This window comes from Arthrobacter sp. GAS37 (assembly GCF_044908325.1).
GTDB lineage: Bacteria > Actinomycetota > Actinomycetes > Actinomycetales > Micrococcaceae > Arthrobacter > Arthrobacter ramosus.
Genome location: NZ_JBIYDB010000004.1, coordinates 36,414 through 53,883 on the forward strand (window position 1 = coordinate 36,414; position 17,470 = coordinate 53,883).

Sequence of the window (17,470 nt, forward strand, 5' to 3'; positions counted from 1 at the left end):
TGTTGTTCCATCATGACGAGTACGCTCCGCACCTTGACAGTCCCCCTCGATGTTGATTCATCCTCCGGGGGACTGCCGTCATTTCTGGTCCGGGACGACGTCCTGTGCTGGTCCCGCCGCGAGAACGGACTGGTGGGCTTTGGCGAACTCGCGCGGTTCACTGCTTCCGGTCCTGATCGCTTTCTCGAGGCCGACATGTGGTGGCGCCACCTCGTCATCGAGGCCGATGTCACGGATCCCCTTGAGATCCCCGGCACGGGCCCTGTGGCCTTTGGCTCCTTTGCCTTCTCCAAGACGTCCGACTTTGAATCCCGCTTGATCCTTCCGGAAATCGTTGTCGGGATCCGGGATGGGCAGTCGTGGCTCACCCAGTTGACGCTCGACGACGTCGAACTCACCGAGGCGGGCGCCCTCGCCGCCCTGGCAGGCTGGCTTAGCCCCGCGGACGGCGAGCCTACCGCGGTTGGAGGCTCCGGCGTCGGGCACCCAACTAACTCGCAGTTGTTGTCGTTTAGAAGGCCCATAACGACAACAAATGCGAGCCAGTTGGGGGACGGGAAGGTCACGCTGGAGAGCGGTTCGCTGAGCGAATCCGCGTGGAAGAAGGCCGTGGCCGACGGCGTGGCGGAAATCCGAACCGGAAAGCTGGAGAAGCTGGTTCTCGCGCGCGACGTCCTGGCGACGCTGCCCGACGGCGTCAACGCCGCCAAAGTGCTGCAGCAGCTGGCCAGCCGTTACCGCGAATGCTGGACCTACGGCGTCGACGGCTTGGTGGGGGCGACGCCGGAAATGCTCATCCAGGTGGAGGGCCGCACTGCACAGGCGCGGGTCCTGGCCGGGACGCTGGACCGTCGCGACGCAGAGGGCGTGAACGGCTCCCCCATGGAATACGCCGAACGCGTGCTGGCCGGTTCCGAGAAACAACGGCACGAGCACGAGATCGCCATCCAATCGCTGACCACCCAGCTCGCGCCCTTTTCCGAGGCCATGAACGCCCACAGCGAACCGTTCATTCTGGAGCTGCCCAATGTGTGGCATCTGGCATCGGACGTGAAGGCCGAGCTCGCCGATATCGAGGGACATGTCCCTACGTGCCTTGCCCTGATCAACGCGCTCCACCCTACGGCCGCCGTGTGTGGGACGCCTACCTTGGTTGCCGGGGAGTTGATCCGGGAGCTTGAGCATATGGATCGCGGGCCGTATGCCGGACCGGTCGGGTGGCTCGACGCCGCGGGCAACGGCGAGTGGGGCATCGCACTGCGCGGCGCGATCATCGAAAGTCCTACGACTGTGCGCCTCTACGCGGGCTGCGGGATCGTTGAAGGCTCCGTTCCCGACGCCGAACTGGCCGAGACCTGGGCCAAATTCCGGCCGATGCTCGAGTCACTGGGTATCAGCAGCTAAGAGTCCAAACCCAAGGATTCGGTTCGAAACCTACCCCCGTGGATGTCTGGGGTGCGAGACAATAGCCATGGTGGGGGGCTTGATTTTTTACTTGGTAGGTTATCCAATAGTAAAACTTAGTTTTCTGTGACGCACATCTCATGTTCGGCGCTACACTATGAACCGATTAGTTTCGCATCCACTGCAACAAAAGGTAAGAAAATGCAGAAATTCCGTTCGCTTCCGGTCAGTTCGACGCTCAAGGCTGCAACAATCATCGCAATCGGCGCCCTGGCACTGACTGCCTGCACCAACGCCTCACAGGCGGGCCCCTCGAGTGCCGCCTCGCCTTCCGGCAGTGCCAATGCAAGCTTTGACCCCAGCACCATCACCAAGGACGACACCCTGGCTGCACTGGTCCCCGCGGCCATCAAGTCCAAGGGCACGCTGACCGTTGGCTCGGACACGACCTACGCTCCTGCGGAATTCCTCGGAACCGACGGCCAGACCCCGGTCGGTTATGACGTGGACATCGCCAAGGCAATCGGCGCCACCCTCGGCCTGAAGGTCCAGGTGCAGACCGCCGAATTCACGGGCATCCTCCCCGCCCTCGGCCCCAAGTACGATCTGGGTATTTCGTCCTTCACCATCAACCCTGAGCGCCTCGGCGCCGTCAACATGGTCAGCTACTTCAACGCCGGCACCGCCTGGGCCGTGCAGAAGGGCAACCCGAAGAAGTTCTCCCTGGATGACGTCTGCGGCAAGTCCATCGGAGTGCAGACCGGTACCGTCCAGGAAGACCCGGACCTCTCCGGCCGCAACAAGAAGTGCGCAGCTGACGGCAAGCAGCCGATCAACATCGTGACGCTCAAGAACCAGACCGACGTCACCACCCGGCTCGTCAACGGCAGCATCGACGCCATGGCAGCCGACTCCCCCATCATCGGTTACGCCCTGACCCAGACCAACGGCCAGCTTGAGAGGCTCGGCGACGTTTACGACGCCGCTCCCCAGGGCATCGCCGTCGCCAAGTCGGACACCGCTCTCGCCGATGTCATCCAGAAGACGCTGACCAAGCTCATGTCTGATGGTTCATACAAGAAGATCCTCACTGGCTGGGGCAACGCCGAAGGCGCCATCACCAAGTCCGAGGTCAACCCGGCGGTCAAGTCTTGAGTATTCCCGCCACCGATAAAAAATCAGGTGCACAGATGGATCATCATCAACCAGGCCACGCAGCGCCCGTGCTGAACGATGCGGTGCCTGTCAGGCATCCTGGCCGTTGGATCAGCGCCATCATCATTGTTGGCGTACTTGCACTGATGGTGCAGAGCGTGATTACGAACCACAACTTCCGTTGGGACGTTGTGGGCACCTACATCCTGGACGTGAAGGTCGTCCAGGGCGTTGGCTGGACGTTGCTCTTGACTGTAGCTTCGATGGTCATTGCGATTGTCCTGGCCATCCTGCTGGCCGTGATGCGCCAGTCCGACAACCCGGTCCTTCGCTACACCTCCTGGGTATGGGTCTGGTTCTTCCGCGGCACCCCGGTCTACACCCAGTTGGTGTTCTGGGGCTTGATCGCCGTTCTTTACCCCAAAATCAGCGCAGGGGTGCCGTTTGGCCCGGAACTGTTCAGCGTCGACACGAGCACAGTCATTACGGCTCTTGTTGCGGCAATTCTGGGGCTTGGCCTTAACGAATCGGCCTACTTGGCCGAGATCTTCCGGGCAGGCCTGAAGTCAGTGGACAAGGGACAGACCGAAGCCGCCGAAGCCCTGGGCATGGGCAAAGGCAAGATCATGTGGCGGATCATCCTGCCCCAGGCGATGCGCATCATCGTCCCGCCCACCGGCAACGAAACGATCGGCATGCTCAAGACCACGTCCCTGGTTCTGGCCGTCCCGTTCACCCTGGACCTGACCTTCGCGACCAACGCCCTGGCCAACCGGATCTACCTTCCGGTTCCGCTGCTGATCGTGGCAGCCATCTGGTATCTGGTCATCACCAGCCTGCTCATGGTCGGCCAGCACTACATCGAGGCCTACTACGGCAAGGGCGTTGACACCAACCTCGCGCCGGCGGTCATCAACCCCGCGGCCGCCAAGGCTGCCGCAGCCGTGGCACCGAGTGCCGAAGCAGAGCCGTCGTTGAAGATGGACTTCCCCGAGGATGAGGCAAAATGACGATCACCACCCAGAAACCGCTGGTGCGGATCGAAGGCCTCCACAAGTATTTCGGTCCCCACCACGTGCTCCGCGGCATCGACCTGACGGTCAACCAGGGCGAAGTGTCCGTTGTCATCGGCCCGTCCGGTTCGGGCAAGTCCACGATGCTCCGCTGCGTGAACCTGCTGGAAACCATCAGCGCCGGCCGCATTTCCGTCGGCGACCAACTCATCGGCTACCGTGAAGTCAACGGGCGCCTCCACGACCTGAAGGTCAAAGAAATCGCCGCGCAGCGCCGGGAAATCGGCATGGTCTTCCAACGCTTCAACCTGTTCCCGCACAAGACCGCTCTGTACAACGTCATGGAAGCGCCCGTTCAGGTCAAAGGCAAGAACAAGGGCGTCGCCAAGAAGGCCGCCCTCGAATTGTTGGATCGTGTAGGCCTGGCCGACCGAGCCAACCACTACCCGGCTCAGCTTTCCGGCGGCCAGCAGCAACGTGTCGCGATCGCCCGGGCCCTGGCCATGGAACCGGAGCTGATGCTCTTCGACGAGCCGACGTCCGCCCTTGACCCGGAACTCGTGGGCGATGTGCTCAACGTGATGAAGGACCTGGCCAAGTCCGGCATGACCATGATCGTGGTGACCCACGAGATCGGCTTTGCCCGCGAAGTCGGCGACCGCCTGACCTTCATGGACGGAGGTGTGGTGGTGGAATCCGGTGACCCGCGCGAAATCATCGCCAACCCCCAGCACGCCCGCACCAAGGAATTCCTCAGCCGAGTGCTGTAGTAAACAGGCAATCGCTGCGCAAACGGGCCGGTGACACTCATATCCGAGTGTCGCCGGCCCGTTTGCTTGTCACGGACACATTTGGGTGTCCCCCAGAGGCGCGACGACGGAGCGGCACTCCGGCGTCGAGCAGTATTCGTTCCAGTCGGCCCGGACTGTGGAGTTCGTCCCAGACCCACCAAGCCACGTTTCTGCCCGTGGCCCGGATCCGGTCTTCGCGTACCTTTTCCTCATACACCACATCCGACGGCGTCCGGCCACGCAGGTACTCCGGTTTGAGGTACTTCTCGCGACCATCGAATTCACCGACAACCCTGGTCTCCTCCCAATAGAAATCCGTGATGGCGACCCTGGAAGTACCGTTCCTGACCTCGTACTGCAGCACGGGCGGGGCAAAGCCGACAACGTGGATCAGCCCCCGGCTATAGGACTCTCCCGGCGAGCAGGACTGCGGATCGGCGAAATCGACCACCGCCCAGATACGCCGAACCGCCGCCTGCGAATACCTCCCATCTATGCCAGCCAGCAATTCCTCCTTCGTGACCGCAGGAATGCCTCGAGCCGCGTCCGGCTTCAGGACGTGATCTATGGGCACCACGGCTTCCGCAAAAGGGACCGTCGCGGCGATATCGAGGACAGTACGGATCCGGCCCGTGACGAGAAACCGTTCCAACTGTTCACTGTTGTGGGCTTGTTCAGGTACATAGTGCCGACGGACTCCTGCGCGGGACCGACCACCGCCGGAGAATGCGGTGAGTGCGTGGATCGGCTGTTTCCGCAGGATGACCGGTATCCCGCTAATTGCCGCGGCTGAGTGGTGCGAAAACGTGGTGGGCGAAGTGAACGTCTCTGCCGCGGCCTCGACTCGGAGCCTGTACTGCTCCCACGGCTGCAAAGAGTTCCACCGCACCGCCTCCACGTATACTCCATGCCGGATGCGGACAAGGTTCCCGGAACGGGCCTGTGCAGACAAACCCCGGGTAGTCAGACCGATCCTGGACAGGTCGTTCGCCAGAATCAGCCGCGGAAGTGTGTTCATTCATCCACGATCACAGCCCAACAACGGGCTGCGCGAGCCCCTTCCTGCCGTATGTGGACAACTGCAGACGACCCTCACCCGGACGTACGACACACCTACGGGCAGGTGACACTTGAATCCGGGTATCGTCCGTACGTTTGCGCGTCTCCAACCCGTTTGCGTGTCCCGGACAACCTACGCCCCGAGCAGCACCTGGGACACTGCCGCGGCCACTGCGGCCTTGATGCGCGCGTGCAAGGGACGCAGGTCGGGACGGTCCGTACGTACTTCCACGATGCTGCGCCCCTTCAAAGACGCGGCAAGCACCGCGGCGAGCTCCGCCGTCGTACGCACCGAAGTGTGCCCGACGCCGTATGCCGCGGCCAGCGCTGAAATGTCCACACTGTGCGGGGTGCCGAAGAGGCGCTCGACGGCGGTGCCGTAGCCACCGTCGTCCTCCACCTTGCCGTGCTCGAGGAGGCCGAAAATGCCCCCGCCGGCGTCGTTGAGGACCACGATGCGCAGGTCCGGTCCGGGTTCGCCAGCTCCAAGGAACAGGCCTCCGGCGTCGTGCAGGAAGGTGACATCGCCCAGTAGGAGGGTGGTTTCGCGGCCCGCGCCGAGGGCGATTCCCGTGGCCGTGGAGATGGTGCCGTCGATGCCGGCGAGGCCGCGGTTCGCGAACACTGTGGCGAGGGGCTCGGGGCTGGGCTGCCCGGCGAGGTCGACGTCACGGATGCCATTGGAAGAGCCCAGGACCAACTGCCCGCGCGCGTGCTTCCAGACGATGGCTCCCACGGCGGGTCCGTTGGCTGCATGTTCTGCCTCGAGGACGCCGTCGAGCGCGTGTTGGGCCGCGGCGCCGGCCAGAAGCCAGGCGTCGAGCCACTCATCCGAGCCCCGGCCGGCGAACCCAGCCAACTCAGCCAAGGAATCAAAGCGCTCCTCGCGACGCCGGCCGTGCTCGTACCAGGCCACCGGAACGGGCTCGTACATGGCGGCGGGGAGGTCGTTGCGGGCCAGCAGGGCGGCGACGGGCCTGGAAAGAGTCGGCCGTCCGAAGACCACCACCCTCTCGATCGGCAGCGCAGCCCCGGGCCCGAAGTTGTCCAGCATGAGGCGATACGGCCCCACCGCGTTGGGACCGAAGCGCGCGTTGGACGACGGCTCGGCCAGCAGGGGAAGGCCGTGGGCGCGGGCGAAAGCTTCGGCGACCGGACCGGCGTCGTGCCCTGCCAAAACCACCGTCCGACGTTCCGTTAGTTCGGCCGGAGCGAGGGGCATGCTCAGCGGCTGGGGACCGGAGTCGTAGTGGAAAACTCCGTGGCCCTTAGTGGCGGGCAGCGCCTCGCCCGGTTCCGGAACCAGCGGCTCGCGGAACGCCAGATTGAGCTGCACCGGCCCGGGGGGCGTGTCTTCGAGGGCGCCCGTTGCCGCGTAGATGGCAGTCTCGACAGCCCGCTGCGGGTTGCTGCCCGCGGCGATGTCGACGGCGAAGCGAACGTGTTCGCCGAAGAGGTCCAGTTGAATGGTGGTCTGGTTGGCGCCGGTACCGTGCAGCTCGGCGGGGCGATCGGCCGAAAGGACCACGAGGGGCACGGCGGCGTGGTTGGCCTCCATGACCGCGGGCAAGAGATTCCCGACGGCGGTGCCCGAGGTGGTCAGGACGGCCGCCGGAGCGCCTGTCGACAGGGCCAAGCCCAGGGCCGTGAACCCGGCCGAGCGTTCGTCGATCCTGACCAGGAGCCTGACGTTCCCGGCCGCTTCGGCCTCGGCCAGCGCGTACGCCATGGGTGCCGAGCGCGAACCGGGAGAGACCACCACGTGCCGCACACCGCCGTCGAGCAACGCCTTAACGGCGATCCGGGCAGCGGCGAGGGAGCTCAGGGAGCCTTGCGAAGTCACCGCACCAGTCTATTAGCGGCGCCTCCCTCCCGACGCTCGCCGGGCTAGCCGTCCTTGCGGAACACCTGCACGATCGACGGGCGCGGGGCGCGGACCTGGCCGGCGGCCGGGGCGGCTCCGGCGCCCACGTAATCCGGGAAGAAGGAGTGCGGGGCGTCGAACGTCCCTTCCTCGCCCGGGTGCTGCACGGCGACGAAAACTGTCCGCTCGTCGTCGTGCACGATCGGTCCACACGTCTCGGCGTCGCGCGGTACGGCGAGGAACTGCTCCACCTTGCCGCGTTCGCTGCCATCCAGGGTGACCTTGAAGAGGCCGTCCGCATACCCGATGGACGACGGCGCGCCGTCAGTTGCGATCCACATGTTGCCTGCCGAGTCGAAGGCCACATTGTCCGGGCAGGAGATGGGCGAGACCTTGTCGGCCGGGAAGCCGGAGAAGTATGTGGAGGAGTTCTTGGCCGGATCTCCACACACCATCAGGAGGGTCCAGTTGAAGCGCGTAGAGGTCTGGTCCCCGGTCTCGGTGATTTCGACGACGTGGCCGTCCCGGTTAAGCGTGCGCGGGTTGACCTCGGTGGCGCCTTTCCTTGCCGGGCTTGCCACGGTCCGAGTTGCTGGTACAGACGACGTAGACCTTGCCGGTCGCCAGGTTCGGCTCGACGTCTTCGCAGCGGTCCATCTTCGTGGGGCCAACCTTGTCCGCGGCGAGTCGGGTGTAGACCAGGACCTCGGGGACGGACATACCCGGAACTGCGGAGGCGCCGTCGACTACCAAGGGAAGCCATTCGCCGGAACCGTCGAACGCGCCGTCGGAGGGCAGCTTTCCGGTGCCCTCGATCTCAGCCGCCGGAGAGTCACCCGTGAACTTGGCGACGTAGAGGTCTCCTTCCGAGAGAAGGTTCATGTTATTCCGGCGGGCCGCGGCCGAGCCGCCGGCCATGTACTTGCCCTTGGAGACGAACTTGTAGAGGTAGTCGAAGCGCTCGTCGTCGCCCATGTAAGCCACCACACGGCCGGAGGCGGCAACGATCACGTTGGCGCCTTCGTGCTTGAAACGGCCCATGGCGGAGTGCTTTTTCGGTGTGGAGGAGGGGTCGAACGGGTCGACTTCCACGATCCAGCCAAAGCGGTTGGTCTCGTTGGCGTATCCGGCGTTGTTGGTGTTGAAACGCGGTTCATCCGGTTCCCACTGACGGGCCGTTGGCTTGTTGGTGAGGCCGTAGCGCTTGTCGCCCGCAGAGGTGCCGGGAGCCACGAAGTAGCCGTTGAAGTTTTCCTCGCCGGAAAGGATGGTGCCCCAGGGAGTCGTGCCGCCGGAGCAGTTGCCCAAGGTGCCCTTGATAGCCCGGCCGGAGGGGTCGTCGATGGTCTTGACGAGGTCCGTCCCAGCGGCCGGGCCGGTGAGCTCGTTGGTGGTGTCGGTCAGGAACCGACGATTGAGCGGCGCACCCTTGACGTAGTTCCACGGCTTGTTCTTGTTCTTGCGCTCGAGTTCAGCAACCGTGAGCCCGTGCGCGGCACGCCCGATCGCGCGCGCCTCCGCAGCCGCCAAAGTGGCCGGGAACATGATGTTCTCGTTGGTGTACTCGTGGTTGGTGAAGAGTACGGCACGGCGGTCCTTGGAATCCGGGATGGGCAGGATGTCCGTGTAGTCGTTGTTGTAGCCGAACTGGAGGGCCTGCGCCGCTGCGGTCTGGCCGTTCAGCTCGAAGACCGGGGAGTCGGCAAAGAGCGGATCGCCCCAACGGATGATCGGCTGCCACGCGAAACCATCCGGCACGGTGAACGCGTCAACCGTGTAGTCGACAGGCTTGATCGGCGTGAACTTGAGCTTGGCCTTGTCGAAGCCCGACTTTGCCGCCTCGGACAGGCCAACGCCTTCGGGAACGGCCTTTTCCGCGGAGCCGGGCCCGCCCAGCACGACGGCGAGCGCACCGACGGCGCCAAAGCCCAGTGCGGCGCGGCGGGACACAGCTGCCGAAGCGATATCGCGGAAGTAGGCGTTGGAGCTCGTGTTGCAAACCTCGCCTGAGCAAGCGTTGTCGCACTTCAGGGCGCACGTCACGGGGCTGCGCTTGCCCTTCGTATGGCCGAGCATGGGGAGCAAGCCGAACTTGCGCGCGGTTGATTCAGACATGGGAAATACCTCCGGGGATTGAGTGATTTCCCCACCCTTGCAGCGCAAGCGGAATCCGAGAGGACGCCCCGGTAAAATCACGGTGAATTCCCAGCATTTTCACAGCAATCTATGCATTCAAGAAAGCGTGCACGCGGCGGAGCCGGTCAAGCCACCAGTCGCGACGTTCAGCGGGAGCCGCATACCGCGACAGCAGCCCCTCGTCGGCGACGGCTTCGCGGACGCGGATGACGCCGTCGTCGGGCACTAACGGATCCCGCGTGATGTCCGAGGCGAACAGCCGCACGGTCCCCAGCCCGCACGCGAACGGCAGTTCCGGCAGCGCGGCGGCGAGCGCGAGACCCGCGCGGATCCCCACCGAGGTGTCCAGCGCCGAGCTCACGACGGCGGGAAGCCCGGCTTGCGCCACAATGTCCAGCGCGCGCCGCACTCCCCCGAGCGGTGCCACCTTGACCACGATCAGGTCAGCCGCGCCCGCGCGCGCCACCTTGAGGGGATCGTCTTCCTTACGCACGGATTCGTCGGCGGCGATGAGCACCGGCGTGCCCTGCTGCGCGAGCCGTCGGCGGACTTCTGCGAGGCCCTCGATGTGCGGCACTGGCTGCTCGGCGTATTCGAGCCCGACGGCGGAGAGTCGCCCGAGTGCCTCAACCGCCTGCGGCACGTCCCAGCCCGCGTTCGCGTCCACACGGATCGCGGCGTCCGGCAGGGCCTCCCGGACCGCGGTGACGCGCGCGACGTCGTCGGCCAGTTCCTGCCCGCGCTCGGCGACCTTGACCTTGACGGCGTCCACCCGGCCGAAGCGCTCCAGGACCTCGGGCACCCGGGCGGCAGGTACGGCGGGGACGGTGGCGTTGACGGGAATGATGTCCCTCAGCTGCGCCGGAAAACCCTGCCATGCGGCTTCGACGGCGGCGGCGAGCCAGCGGGAAGCCTCGGCGTCGCCGTACTCGGGGAACGGACAAAACTCGCCCCACCCGGCCGGTCCGCGGAACAGGAGGGTCTCGCGCTCGGTGATGCCCCGGAACTTGACCCTCATCGGCAGGCTGACCACTTTGGCGGTGGCAAGGAGCTCGTCGAGGGTGGGGAATGGAGGCATGGTTTCACTGTAGCGTGGGGCGCCGTCAGGCCGAGTTGCCTGTTTGTGGCGGGGTGCGCTGCTTCGTGGCGGGAGTAGTGGGCACCGGATCGCCGGCATGGTCAACGATCGCGTTGACGTAGCTGCTGAGCTCCCGGATGACCGCATCCGTGGGCTGCGCATCCGGCAGCGGGTGGACCCCCGTGACGAACAGGTTTCCGCTCATGGTGACCATACGAAGCACATGGATCGGCGACCCGGAACCGGTGATAGTGGTGACGTAGGTGAACGACTTCGAGCCGTGAAGATCCAAATTCAACCGCGTCAGGGACGAGTGCACGTATTGATTCCCCGAGCTAATAGTCACCTCGGTGCAATATCCGAGGACTTTACCGATGCTGTACATACCCTGCCAGAAATAGCCGGAATCGTCGGATGATGCCATGATGACGGACATATTCGCCTGGGGCCCCAGCACCGCGGCCGCCGTCGGGATTCTGTAGTCGACCAACTCTCCTGCCTTCAGGAGGTCCCGGCATTTGGCGGGATCGGTGGTCATGTCGGCGGGCCCGACTGCCATCGAATCCTGCATGTCCTGAATCGCTGCCTCATCAATGAGCCGCGACATCACGCCGTCGGGAGCACGGAGGTTGCCGAGCATCGCCTGCAGCTCTTGCGACGATTGGACCCGCATTTGGGTACTACTGCTTGTAGTGGGTGCCGCGGATGGCTTGGAGGTCGGAGGGGCGGAGGACGTCCCGGCATGGGCCGGCGGTCTGGCAGCAGTTACATCGAACACGCAGGCGTTGAGACTCAACGCCACTGCCGCTGTCAGCACGATCGTGGCCATTTGGCGCAAGGAAAAAATCGGACCCACCCCCATAGATCTGAAACACCGGTTCTGCCCGGCACGCCCAACGATACCGCGTTGGTGGGGACGTCAGCCTGGCGGGGCGCATATGTGAGCGAGCGTTCGGCTGGAAGGGCACATATGTGAGCGAGCGTTCGTCTGGGGAACAGTGTGCGGGCCATCCCTCACACGCGTTAGGTAGAATGCAGCAAGAAATGGAACCAGAGCCGGAGGAGCCCGCATGCAGCGCAAGGCCACAGCACTCGACGTCGCCAAACGGGCGGGCGTCTCGCGGAGTGCGGTGTCGCTGGTGCTCAACGGCCGGGGAGACGGCAACGTGGCCAAGGAAAGCCAGGACCGTATCCGGCAGGCCGCCGCGGACCTCAAATACTCCCCCAACGCCATCGCCCTGAGCCTGCGGAACCAGCGCACACGCGTGATCGGCATCGTGTCGGACGAGGTGGTGGTGAGCCCGTTCGACGGCAACATCATCGGTGGCGCCGACGACGTCGCCCGGGCACACGGCTTTGTCACCGTCGTGATGGACACCGAGCGCGACGCCTCCCGTGACGAGAGCGCCGTCGAGACCCTGTTGGACCGGCAAGTGGACGGGCTGATGTATGTCACCGTCGGCTTGAAGCCGCTCGACGTGCCCCAGGGCATGCTGCGCGTCCCCTCGGTGCTCGCTAATTGCTTCGACAACAGCCCTACCCCGCAGTTGCGCCACGTGATCCCGGACGAAGTTTCCGGCGGTCGGGAAGCCACCGAGCACCTGCTCCAGCTGGGCCATCGCGATATCGCGTTCCTCGCCGGCGCCGCCACCTCCCCGGCTGTGCCCTTGCGCATCGTGGGGCATCGGGAAGCGATGGCCAAGGCCGCCATCCTCGTTCGCGAAGACCGCGTGTTCATGGCCGGTTGGGACATCAACGACGGTTTCCATGGCGCGATGGGACTGCTCTCCGCCACCGAACGGCCGACGGCGATTGTGTGCGCCAACGATCGCCTCGCCGTCGGCGTCGCCCTGGCTGCGGCGCGCCTAGGCCTGGCCGTACCGCGCGACCTCTCGATCATGGGTTACGACGACGAATTCCGCATCGCGGCCACCATGGTCCCCGCGCTCACCACCATGGCACTTCCGCTGCGGGAAATGGGTGCTGCCGCGATGAGCATGTTGCTGAAGCAGATTGAGGACCGGGCCCAGCGTCCGACGACGGGACGCATCGGCCATCTGGAAACCATGGTTCCCTGCCGTTTGGTGGTCCGTGAGTCAACAGGGCCCGTTCCCGCCCTCTAGATCCGACCACTTTTGGTCGGGCCGTCGCCCGGGAATCCGCGGAAATACGGGGATCCCGGATTGCGACTCCGGCCAAATGTGGTCAAAAGTTGAGTGCCCGACGACGGCCTGCCGCCTATTCCGGCAGCTTCAGTTCCCAGACGTCCGCCGCCGCACCTTCGGGAAGCTCAAGGATCCACGTTTCCCCAGCCGCAGGATAGGCACGGAGTGTCGTGGCGACGGAACCTGTCCGATACACCTCCACGAGGGAAGCATCCACGAAGATGCGGAGTTCCTGGCCGGCGGACAGCGGCTCTGCAAAAACCACTTGCCGTTCAGCGCCGGAGGCCAGGACCAGCCGAACCTCACCGGCTTCACCAACAGTCCCAGTCTTCACAAAAGCCTCGGCAAACGGCGGCAAGGCAACGGACCCGGACGCCCCGCGCGCAAGCACGGAACCCCGGTACGCCTCAACCTCCGGCGCAGGAGCAACCACCAATGCACCGTCCTCAACCGAGAGGAAGCGCGGGTGTGTTAACACGCCCGCCCAGCCTGCGGCGTCGATCTCGTCTTGCGAACGGCCACGTCGGCCATCACGGCCCGGGCCTTCGTTGGCCCATCCCCATAGGAGGGCGCGAGGACCCGCCCCCGCCCCAAACGAGGACGCAGAATCCAGCTGAACGATCTGGGGGGCGTAGAAATCCCGGCCAAGGTCGGACCTGCCGCCGGAACGCGGGACGAACACGGGCAGCCCAGTGGACGGGTCCTCGGCCAGCGAGCCGATCAGGTGGCCCACGCCGTTGGCGTGCTCGTGGTCGTCGCCGGAGAGCCACAGGGAGAACATCATGACCCAGGTTTCGGCACTGTTGGAGAGCATCCCGCCGGAGGGCACCCCGTCGGAAGGCACCTGAACGAGTTGCGGGCACTCCCAGATCTCGGCCGGGGTGTGCGTGGCAGCCACGGGGTTTTCAGTGGTCAGCCAAATGCCTTGGTACTTCCAGTCGGACATGTCGTCCACCGTGTACAGCAGCAAAGCAGCATGTCCATTGGCCAGCCCGGCGCCCTGCATGGCGTAGCGCTTGCCGTTGAAGTGGAAGATGAAGGGGTCGCGCACGGCCGTGACCAGCCCATCGCCCGGCATGGAAGCGGCAATGTGGCCGTCCTGTTCCCAGCTCAGCAGGTCCGCGGAGCCTCGGGAAATCACCACTTGCGAATGCCCACCATCGCCCCGCACCCCCGAGTACGCAGCGGTGGGGACACCGCCGTCGTCGGTCACCACTCCGGTCCAGCAACCGAACTCGTCCGGCCCGCCATCCTGTGGGCGCAGCGCGACTGGGTGCTCATCCCAGTGGACCAGGTCCGGGGAGCTGACGTGGCCCCACTGGATCCGGTGGTGCCGCGCCGATTCCGGGTTGAACTGGAAGAACACGTGGTAACGGCCGTTGATGTAGCTGATGCCGTTGGGGTCGTTGATCCAGCCTTGCGCCGGCCGGGGGTGGAAGCGCGGGAAAGCCGGGTCCGGGTGGGTGGCGGCCGCCGCAAGTGCAGGGGCGGACGATACGAGGTCCGTCATCGGAGTCCTTTCAGGGATGTAGAGGCTATTTGCCGGTGCCGGCGGTGAGTCCGTCACGCAATGCGCGCTGGCCGAACATGAACACCACCAGGGCGGGAATCATGGAGAGGATGACGCCGGCCAGCACCACGGAGATGCTGCCCGTGCCGAGGTTTCCCTGCAGCGACACCAAGCCCAGCGGGAGCGTGAAGTTCTGCTCGGAGATGGTCAGGATGAGCGGGCGGAAGAACTCGTTCCAGTGGTAGTTGAAGGCCAGGATGCCTACGATCGCCATGCCCGGCATCGCCAGCGGCGCATACACCGAGCGGAACGTGCGCCACGGCGAGGCGCCGTCGATCGCGGCTGCCTCGCCCAAATCACTTGGCAGCCCCAGGAAGTACTGGCGCATTAGGAAGGTGCCGAACGCCGTCGGGATCGCCGGAAGGATCAGTGCGAGGAGCGTGTCGGACAAACCGATGCCGCGGATCAGCATGAAGACCGGAACGATCGTCACCTGCGCCGGGACCATCATGGTGGCCAGCACAATCGAGAAGAGTGCCCCGCGGCCGCGGAACTTGAGGTTGGCGAACGCGTAGCCGGCGAGCGCCGCCGTGAACATCTGCCCGACGGCGATCAGTCCCGTCACGAGGGCGCTGTTGAGAACCAGGAGCATGATGTTGAGCTGCTTGAAGACCTGGTCGTAGGACGAGAAATCGGGGTTGAGGGGAAGGAACGACGGCGGCAGCTGGAATGATTCCGCCGGTGGCCGCAGCGAGGTGGACAGGGTCCACAGCACCGGGCCGAGGATGAGGACGGACGCGATCAGGAGCAGCACGATTCGTCCCGCCATGCTCCAGTTCCGCTTCTTGCGGGCCGCGGGCCGTTGGGGAGCCAAGCGATCGACGGCGGCGCGCTGGGTTGAGGTTGCAGTCATGGCGGGCCTTACTGGTAGAAGACGAATCGTTTGCTGAGCCGGAACTGGGCGGCTGTGATGGCCATGATGATCAGCGTGAGGATGACGCCGATCGCCGAGGCCTGGCCGAACTCGAGGCGCTGGAACGCGGACTCGAAGATCACCATCACCGCGGTGCGCGTGGAGTCGCCGGGGCCGCCGCGGGTCAGGACGTAGGGCTGGTCGAACACCTGCAGGGCGTTGATGATCGCCATGACCGACGCCACCAAGGTGGTGGGACTCAAGAGAGGCAGCGTCACGTGGAGGTGTTTGCGCCAGCCCGTGGCGCCGTCGATCGATGCGGCTTCGTAGGTTTCGGTGGGAATGGACGCCAGTCCGCCGATGAACAGCAGGAACGAGAACCCGAAGTTCTGCCAGACGTACACGAGGATGACGACGGCGGCAGAACCGGCCGGCGTCGTCAGCCACGGGACGGCGGGGATGCCGACGAAGGACAAGAGCCAGTTGACCACGCCGAATTGTTCGTTGAACAGGTAGCGCATGAAGATGGACACTGACGCCGCGGACAGGATCAGCGGGAAGAAGAAGGCGCTGCGGAAGAAGACGCGAAGCCAGGCCGGCAGTTTCTCCTGCACCATGATCGCCAACGCCAAGGCGAGGCCGAGCTGTAAGGCCACGGCGACCACCACGAACAGTATGGTGTTCAGGAACGAGACCCGCACCGTGGGGTCTTGGACCACTTCGGCGAAGTTGTCGAACCCGACGAAGCTTGGCGCAGAAATGATGTCCCAGCGGAAGAACGCGAGGACCAGTGAAGCGACGATCGGCACGAGCGTGAACAGCCCCATGCCCAGGATGGTGGGTGCCAGGAACGCCCAGGGCAGCCAGCGCTGGCGCTGTTTTCCGTTTGATTCTTGGCTTTTCGCTGCGGCGCCGTTTCGGCGTTTGGTGGACATGCCCGTTGTTGCCGTGCTCATGCCTGCCTCCTCAAGGCGATCTCAAGGTCGCGTTGCATGGAGTCGAGGGCCTGCTTGAGCTGGCGCTCGTCACCGCTGACGGCCAGGGATACGTTCTTCATCAATGCGGTCTCGACGGCGGCCTGCTGGGGCGGTGCCGGAATGGGACCTGTGGTGGGGAATTTGTCCAGGGTGTCGTAGAAGACTTTCCAGTGCTTGGGGCCGCGTCCCGCGTACAACTGCTCGTTGACCATGGAGCGGCGCGCGGGGGTGGTGTTCGGCGTCGGGAAGACCAAGCGCATGGCTTCCAGGCTGGAAGCGAACTTGAGCCACTCCCAGGCGGCGTCCTTGTCTTTGGCGGTCTTCATGATGGCGTATCCGGCGGTGCCGAACTGGTGCCGCTGGGTGCGCCAGCGCGGGAAGAACTGGACGTCGAAGCCGTCTTCCTTCATTCCGGCTTCGTGGAGGCCTTCCACCCAGTAACCCCCGGCCGGGGTCATGCCGATCCTGTTGGAGGCGAACAGCCCGACGAGTGAATTGCCGCCGCCTTCTTCGGGTCGGACGCCCAGGCCATCTTTGACCAGGCCACGGAGGTAGTCGAACGACTCGTACACCCGCGGGTCGTCGGCATTGGGTTCAAGCCACTGGTACCCGCCGGAGCGCAGTCCGCGGGAAGGATCCTGGGCGTAGAAGCTGTCCCAGAGCCATTCGCCCCCGGTTGACTTGGATTCCTTGAGGAAGCTGGTGTCGTTGGCGTAGAGCCAGGGCACTACGCCGCCGAAGAGCCTGTTGGTCCAGTAATACGGAGTGAAATCCTGCGGCCTTGCTTTCCGCATGGCAGCCAGGGTGTTGCGGAAATCGACCTGGGTCCAGTCATCCGCGGGACGTTCGAGTCCGGCTTGCTGCAAGGCCGAGGTGTTGTAGTACATGTTGGCGGCGTTCCAGTCGATGGGAAGCTGGAACAGGCTGCCTTTATACATGAACGCCTCCACGAGGCTCGGGTGGACGTCCGCGAAGTACTCCTTCATGTCCGCGGCATCGCGGCGAAGGTATTCGTCCAAGGGGTGCGCCAGTTTCTCGGCGAAGAGCTGGGCACCTTCGGTGGCCACGTAGACCACATCCGGCGGCGTTCCTGCTGCCACCATGGTGAGGATCTTGGTGAAGAAGTCCTTCCAGTCCGCGGCCTGGATGGCCTGGACCTTCACCTTGATTTCCGGGTGCACCTTCGCGAACGCATCGATGACCCGCTGGCGGGCGGCTGCGTCCGCTGCGGTTCCCATGATGGCGATGCTGAGGCTGTTGTCCCCGCGACCCGGGATGTCCATGCCGGTCAACCGCGGCCACGACGCCACCGTTGCTCCGACAATTCCCGCACCCAAGGCACCAAGGGCTGTCCTGCGTGAGATCTCACGCAGCTTCCCATTGCTTCCTGGCATGTCTCATTCCT

Annotated in this window: 13 protein-coding genes and 1 pseudogene; 5 read left to right on the forward strand and 9 right to left on the reverse strand. The window is 64.7% G+C overall.

Going from position 1 to position 17,470, the window contains the following annotated elements; translation table 11 throughout:
- Nucleotides 1-12 precede the first annotated feature (12 nt).
- The 4 genes from ABH924_RS05195 (at nt 13) to ABH924_RS05210 (ending at nt 4,342) form a co-directional block, all read left to right on the forward strand.
- The gene (locus ABH924_RS05195; RefSeq protein WP_404497451.1) at nt 13-1,404 is read left to right on the forward strand and encodes an isochorismate synthase MenF; all 1,392 of its coding nucleotides are present in this window, start codon (nt 13-15) and stop codon (nt 1,402-1,404) included.
- 201 nt (nt 1,405-1,605) lie between these two features.
- Entirely contained in the window at nt 1,606-2,559 is a 954-nt protein-coding gene (locus ABH924_RS05200; protein ID WP_234748934.1) for an ABC transporter substrate-binding protein, read from the forward strand.
- A gap of 35 nt (nt 2,560-2,594) precedes the next feature.
- Entirely contained in the window at nt 2,595-3,569 is a 975-nt protein-coding gene (locus ABH924_RS05205; RefSeq protein WP_234748933.1) for an amino acid ABC transporter permease, read from the forward strand.
- The gene (locus tag ABH924_RS05210; protein ID WP_308193807.1) at nt 3,566-4,342 is read left to right on the forward strand and encodes an amino acid ABC transporter ATP-binding protein; all 777 of its coding nucleotides are present in this window, start codon (nt 3,566-3,568) and stop codon (nt 4,340-4,342) included. Before ABH924_RS05205 ends, ABH924_RS05210 begins: the two co-directional genes overlap by 4 nt.
- A gap of 37 nt (nt 4,343-4,379) precedes the next feature.
- On the opposite strand, the gene ABH924_RS05215 is transcribed toward ABH924_RS05210, so the two are convergent.
- The 5 genes and pseudogenes from ABH924_RS05215 to ABH924_RS05235 form a co-directional block, all read right to left on the reverse strand.
- Nucleotides 4,380-5,381 carry a hypothetical protein gene (locus tag ABH924_RS05215; RefSeq protein ID WP_404497454.1) on the reverse strand — a complete coding sequence of 334 codons (1,002 nt, stop codon included), beginning with the start codon at nt 5,379-5,381 and terminating at the stop codon, nt 4,380-4,382.
- Nucleotides 5,382-5,555: 174 nt separating this feature from the next.
- A complete protein-coding gene (menD, locus tag ABH924_RS05220) occupies nt 5,556-7,265 on the reverse strand; it encodes a 2-succinyl-5-enolpyruvyl-6-hydroxy-3-cyclohexene-1-carboxylic-acid synthase (protein ID WP_404497456.1) in 1,710 nt (569 codons plus the stop codon).
- A 44-nt stretch (nt 7,266-7,309) separates the two neighbouring features.
- Nucleotides 7,310-9,401 (reverse strand): annotated as a pseudogene (locus ABH924_RS05225) (PhoX family protein).
- 109 nt (nt 9,402-9,510) lie between these two features.
- Nucleotides 9,511-10,500, reverse strand: a complete 990-nt coding sequence (locus ABH924_RS05230) for an o-succinylbenzoate synthase (RefSeq protein WP_404497458.1) — start codon at nt 10,498-10,500, stop codon at nt 9,511-9,513.
- A 25-nt stretch (nt 10,501-10,525) separates the two neighbouring features.
- A complete protein-coding gene (locus ABH924_RS05235; RefSeq protein WP_404497460.1) occupies nt 10,526-11,173 on the reverse strand; it encodes a hypothetical protein in 648 nt (215 codons plus the stop codon).
- Between the two features lie 397 nt (nt 11,174-11,570).
- Between ABH924_RS05235 and ABH924_RS05240 the strand changes: the two genes are divergently transcribed.
- Nucleotides 11,571-12,623 carry a LacI family DNA-binding transcriptional regulator gene (locus tag ABH924_RS05240; RefSeq protein WP_404497462.1) on the forward strand — a complete coding sequence of 351 codons (1,053 nt, stop codon included), beginning with the start codon at nt 11,571-11,573 and terminating at the stop codon, nt 12,621-12,623.
- 115 nt (nt 12,624-12,738) lie between these two features.
- Here the strand turns inward: ABH924_RS05240 and ABH924_RS05245 are convergent, their stop codons facing one another.
- Genes ABH924_RS05245 through ABH924_RS05260 form a run of 4 tightly spaced genes read right to left on the reverse strand, consistent with a single transcriptional unit; the run spans nt 12,739 to nt 17,459 of the window.
- Nucleotides 12,739-14,175 (reverse strand): glycoside hydrolase family 32 protein, encoded by a 1,437-nt coding sequence (locus ABH924_RS05245; RefSeq protein ID WP_404497464.1) that lies wholly within the window; start codon nt 14,173-14,175, stop codon nt 12,739-12,741.
- Nucleotides 14,176-14,200: 25 nt separating this feature from the next.
- Nucleotides 14,201-15,088, reverse strand: a complete 888-nt coding sequence (locus ABH924_RS05250; protein WP_404497466.1) for a carbohydrate ABC transporter permease — start codon at nt 15,086-15,088, stop codon at nt 14,201-14,203.
- A gap of 8 nt (nt 15,089-15,096) precedes the next feature.
- Entirely contained in the window at nt 15,097-16,044 is a 948-nt protein-coding gene (locus tag ABH924_RS05255) for a carbohydrate ABC transporter permease (RefSeq protein WP_404497468.1), read from the reverse strand.
- Nucleotides 16,041-17,459 carry an ABC transporter substrate-binding protein gene (locus ABH924_RS05260; protein WP_404497470.1) on the reverse strand — a complete coding sequence of 473 codons (1,419 nt, stop codon included), beginning with the start codon at nt 17,457-17,459 and terminating at the stop codon, nt 16,041-16,043. The genes ABH924_RS05255 and ABH924_RS05260 overlap by 4 nt, the downstream gene beginning before the upstream one ends.
- Nucleotides 17,460-17,470: the final 11 nt, after the last annotated feature.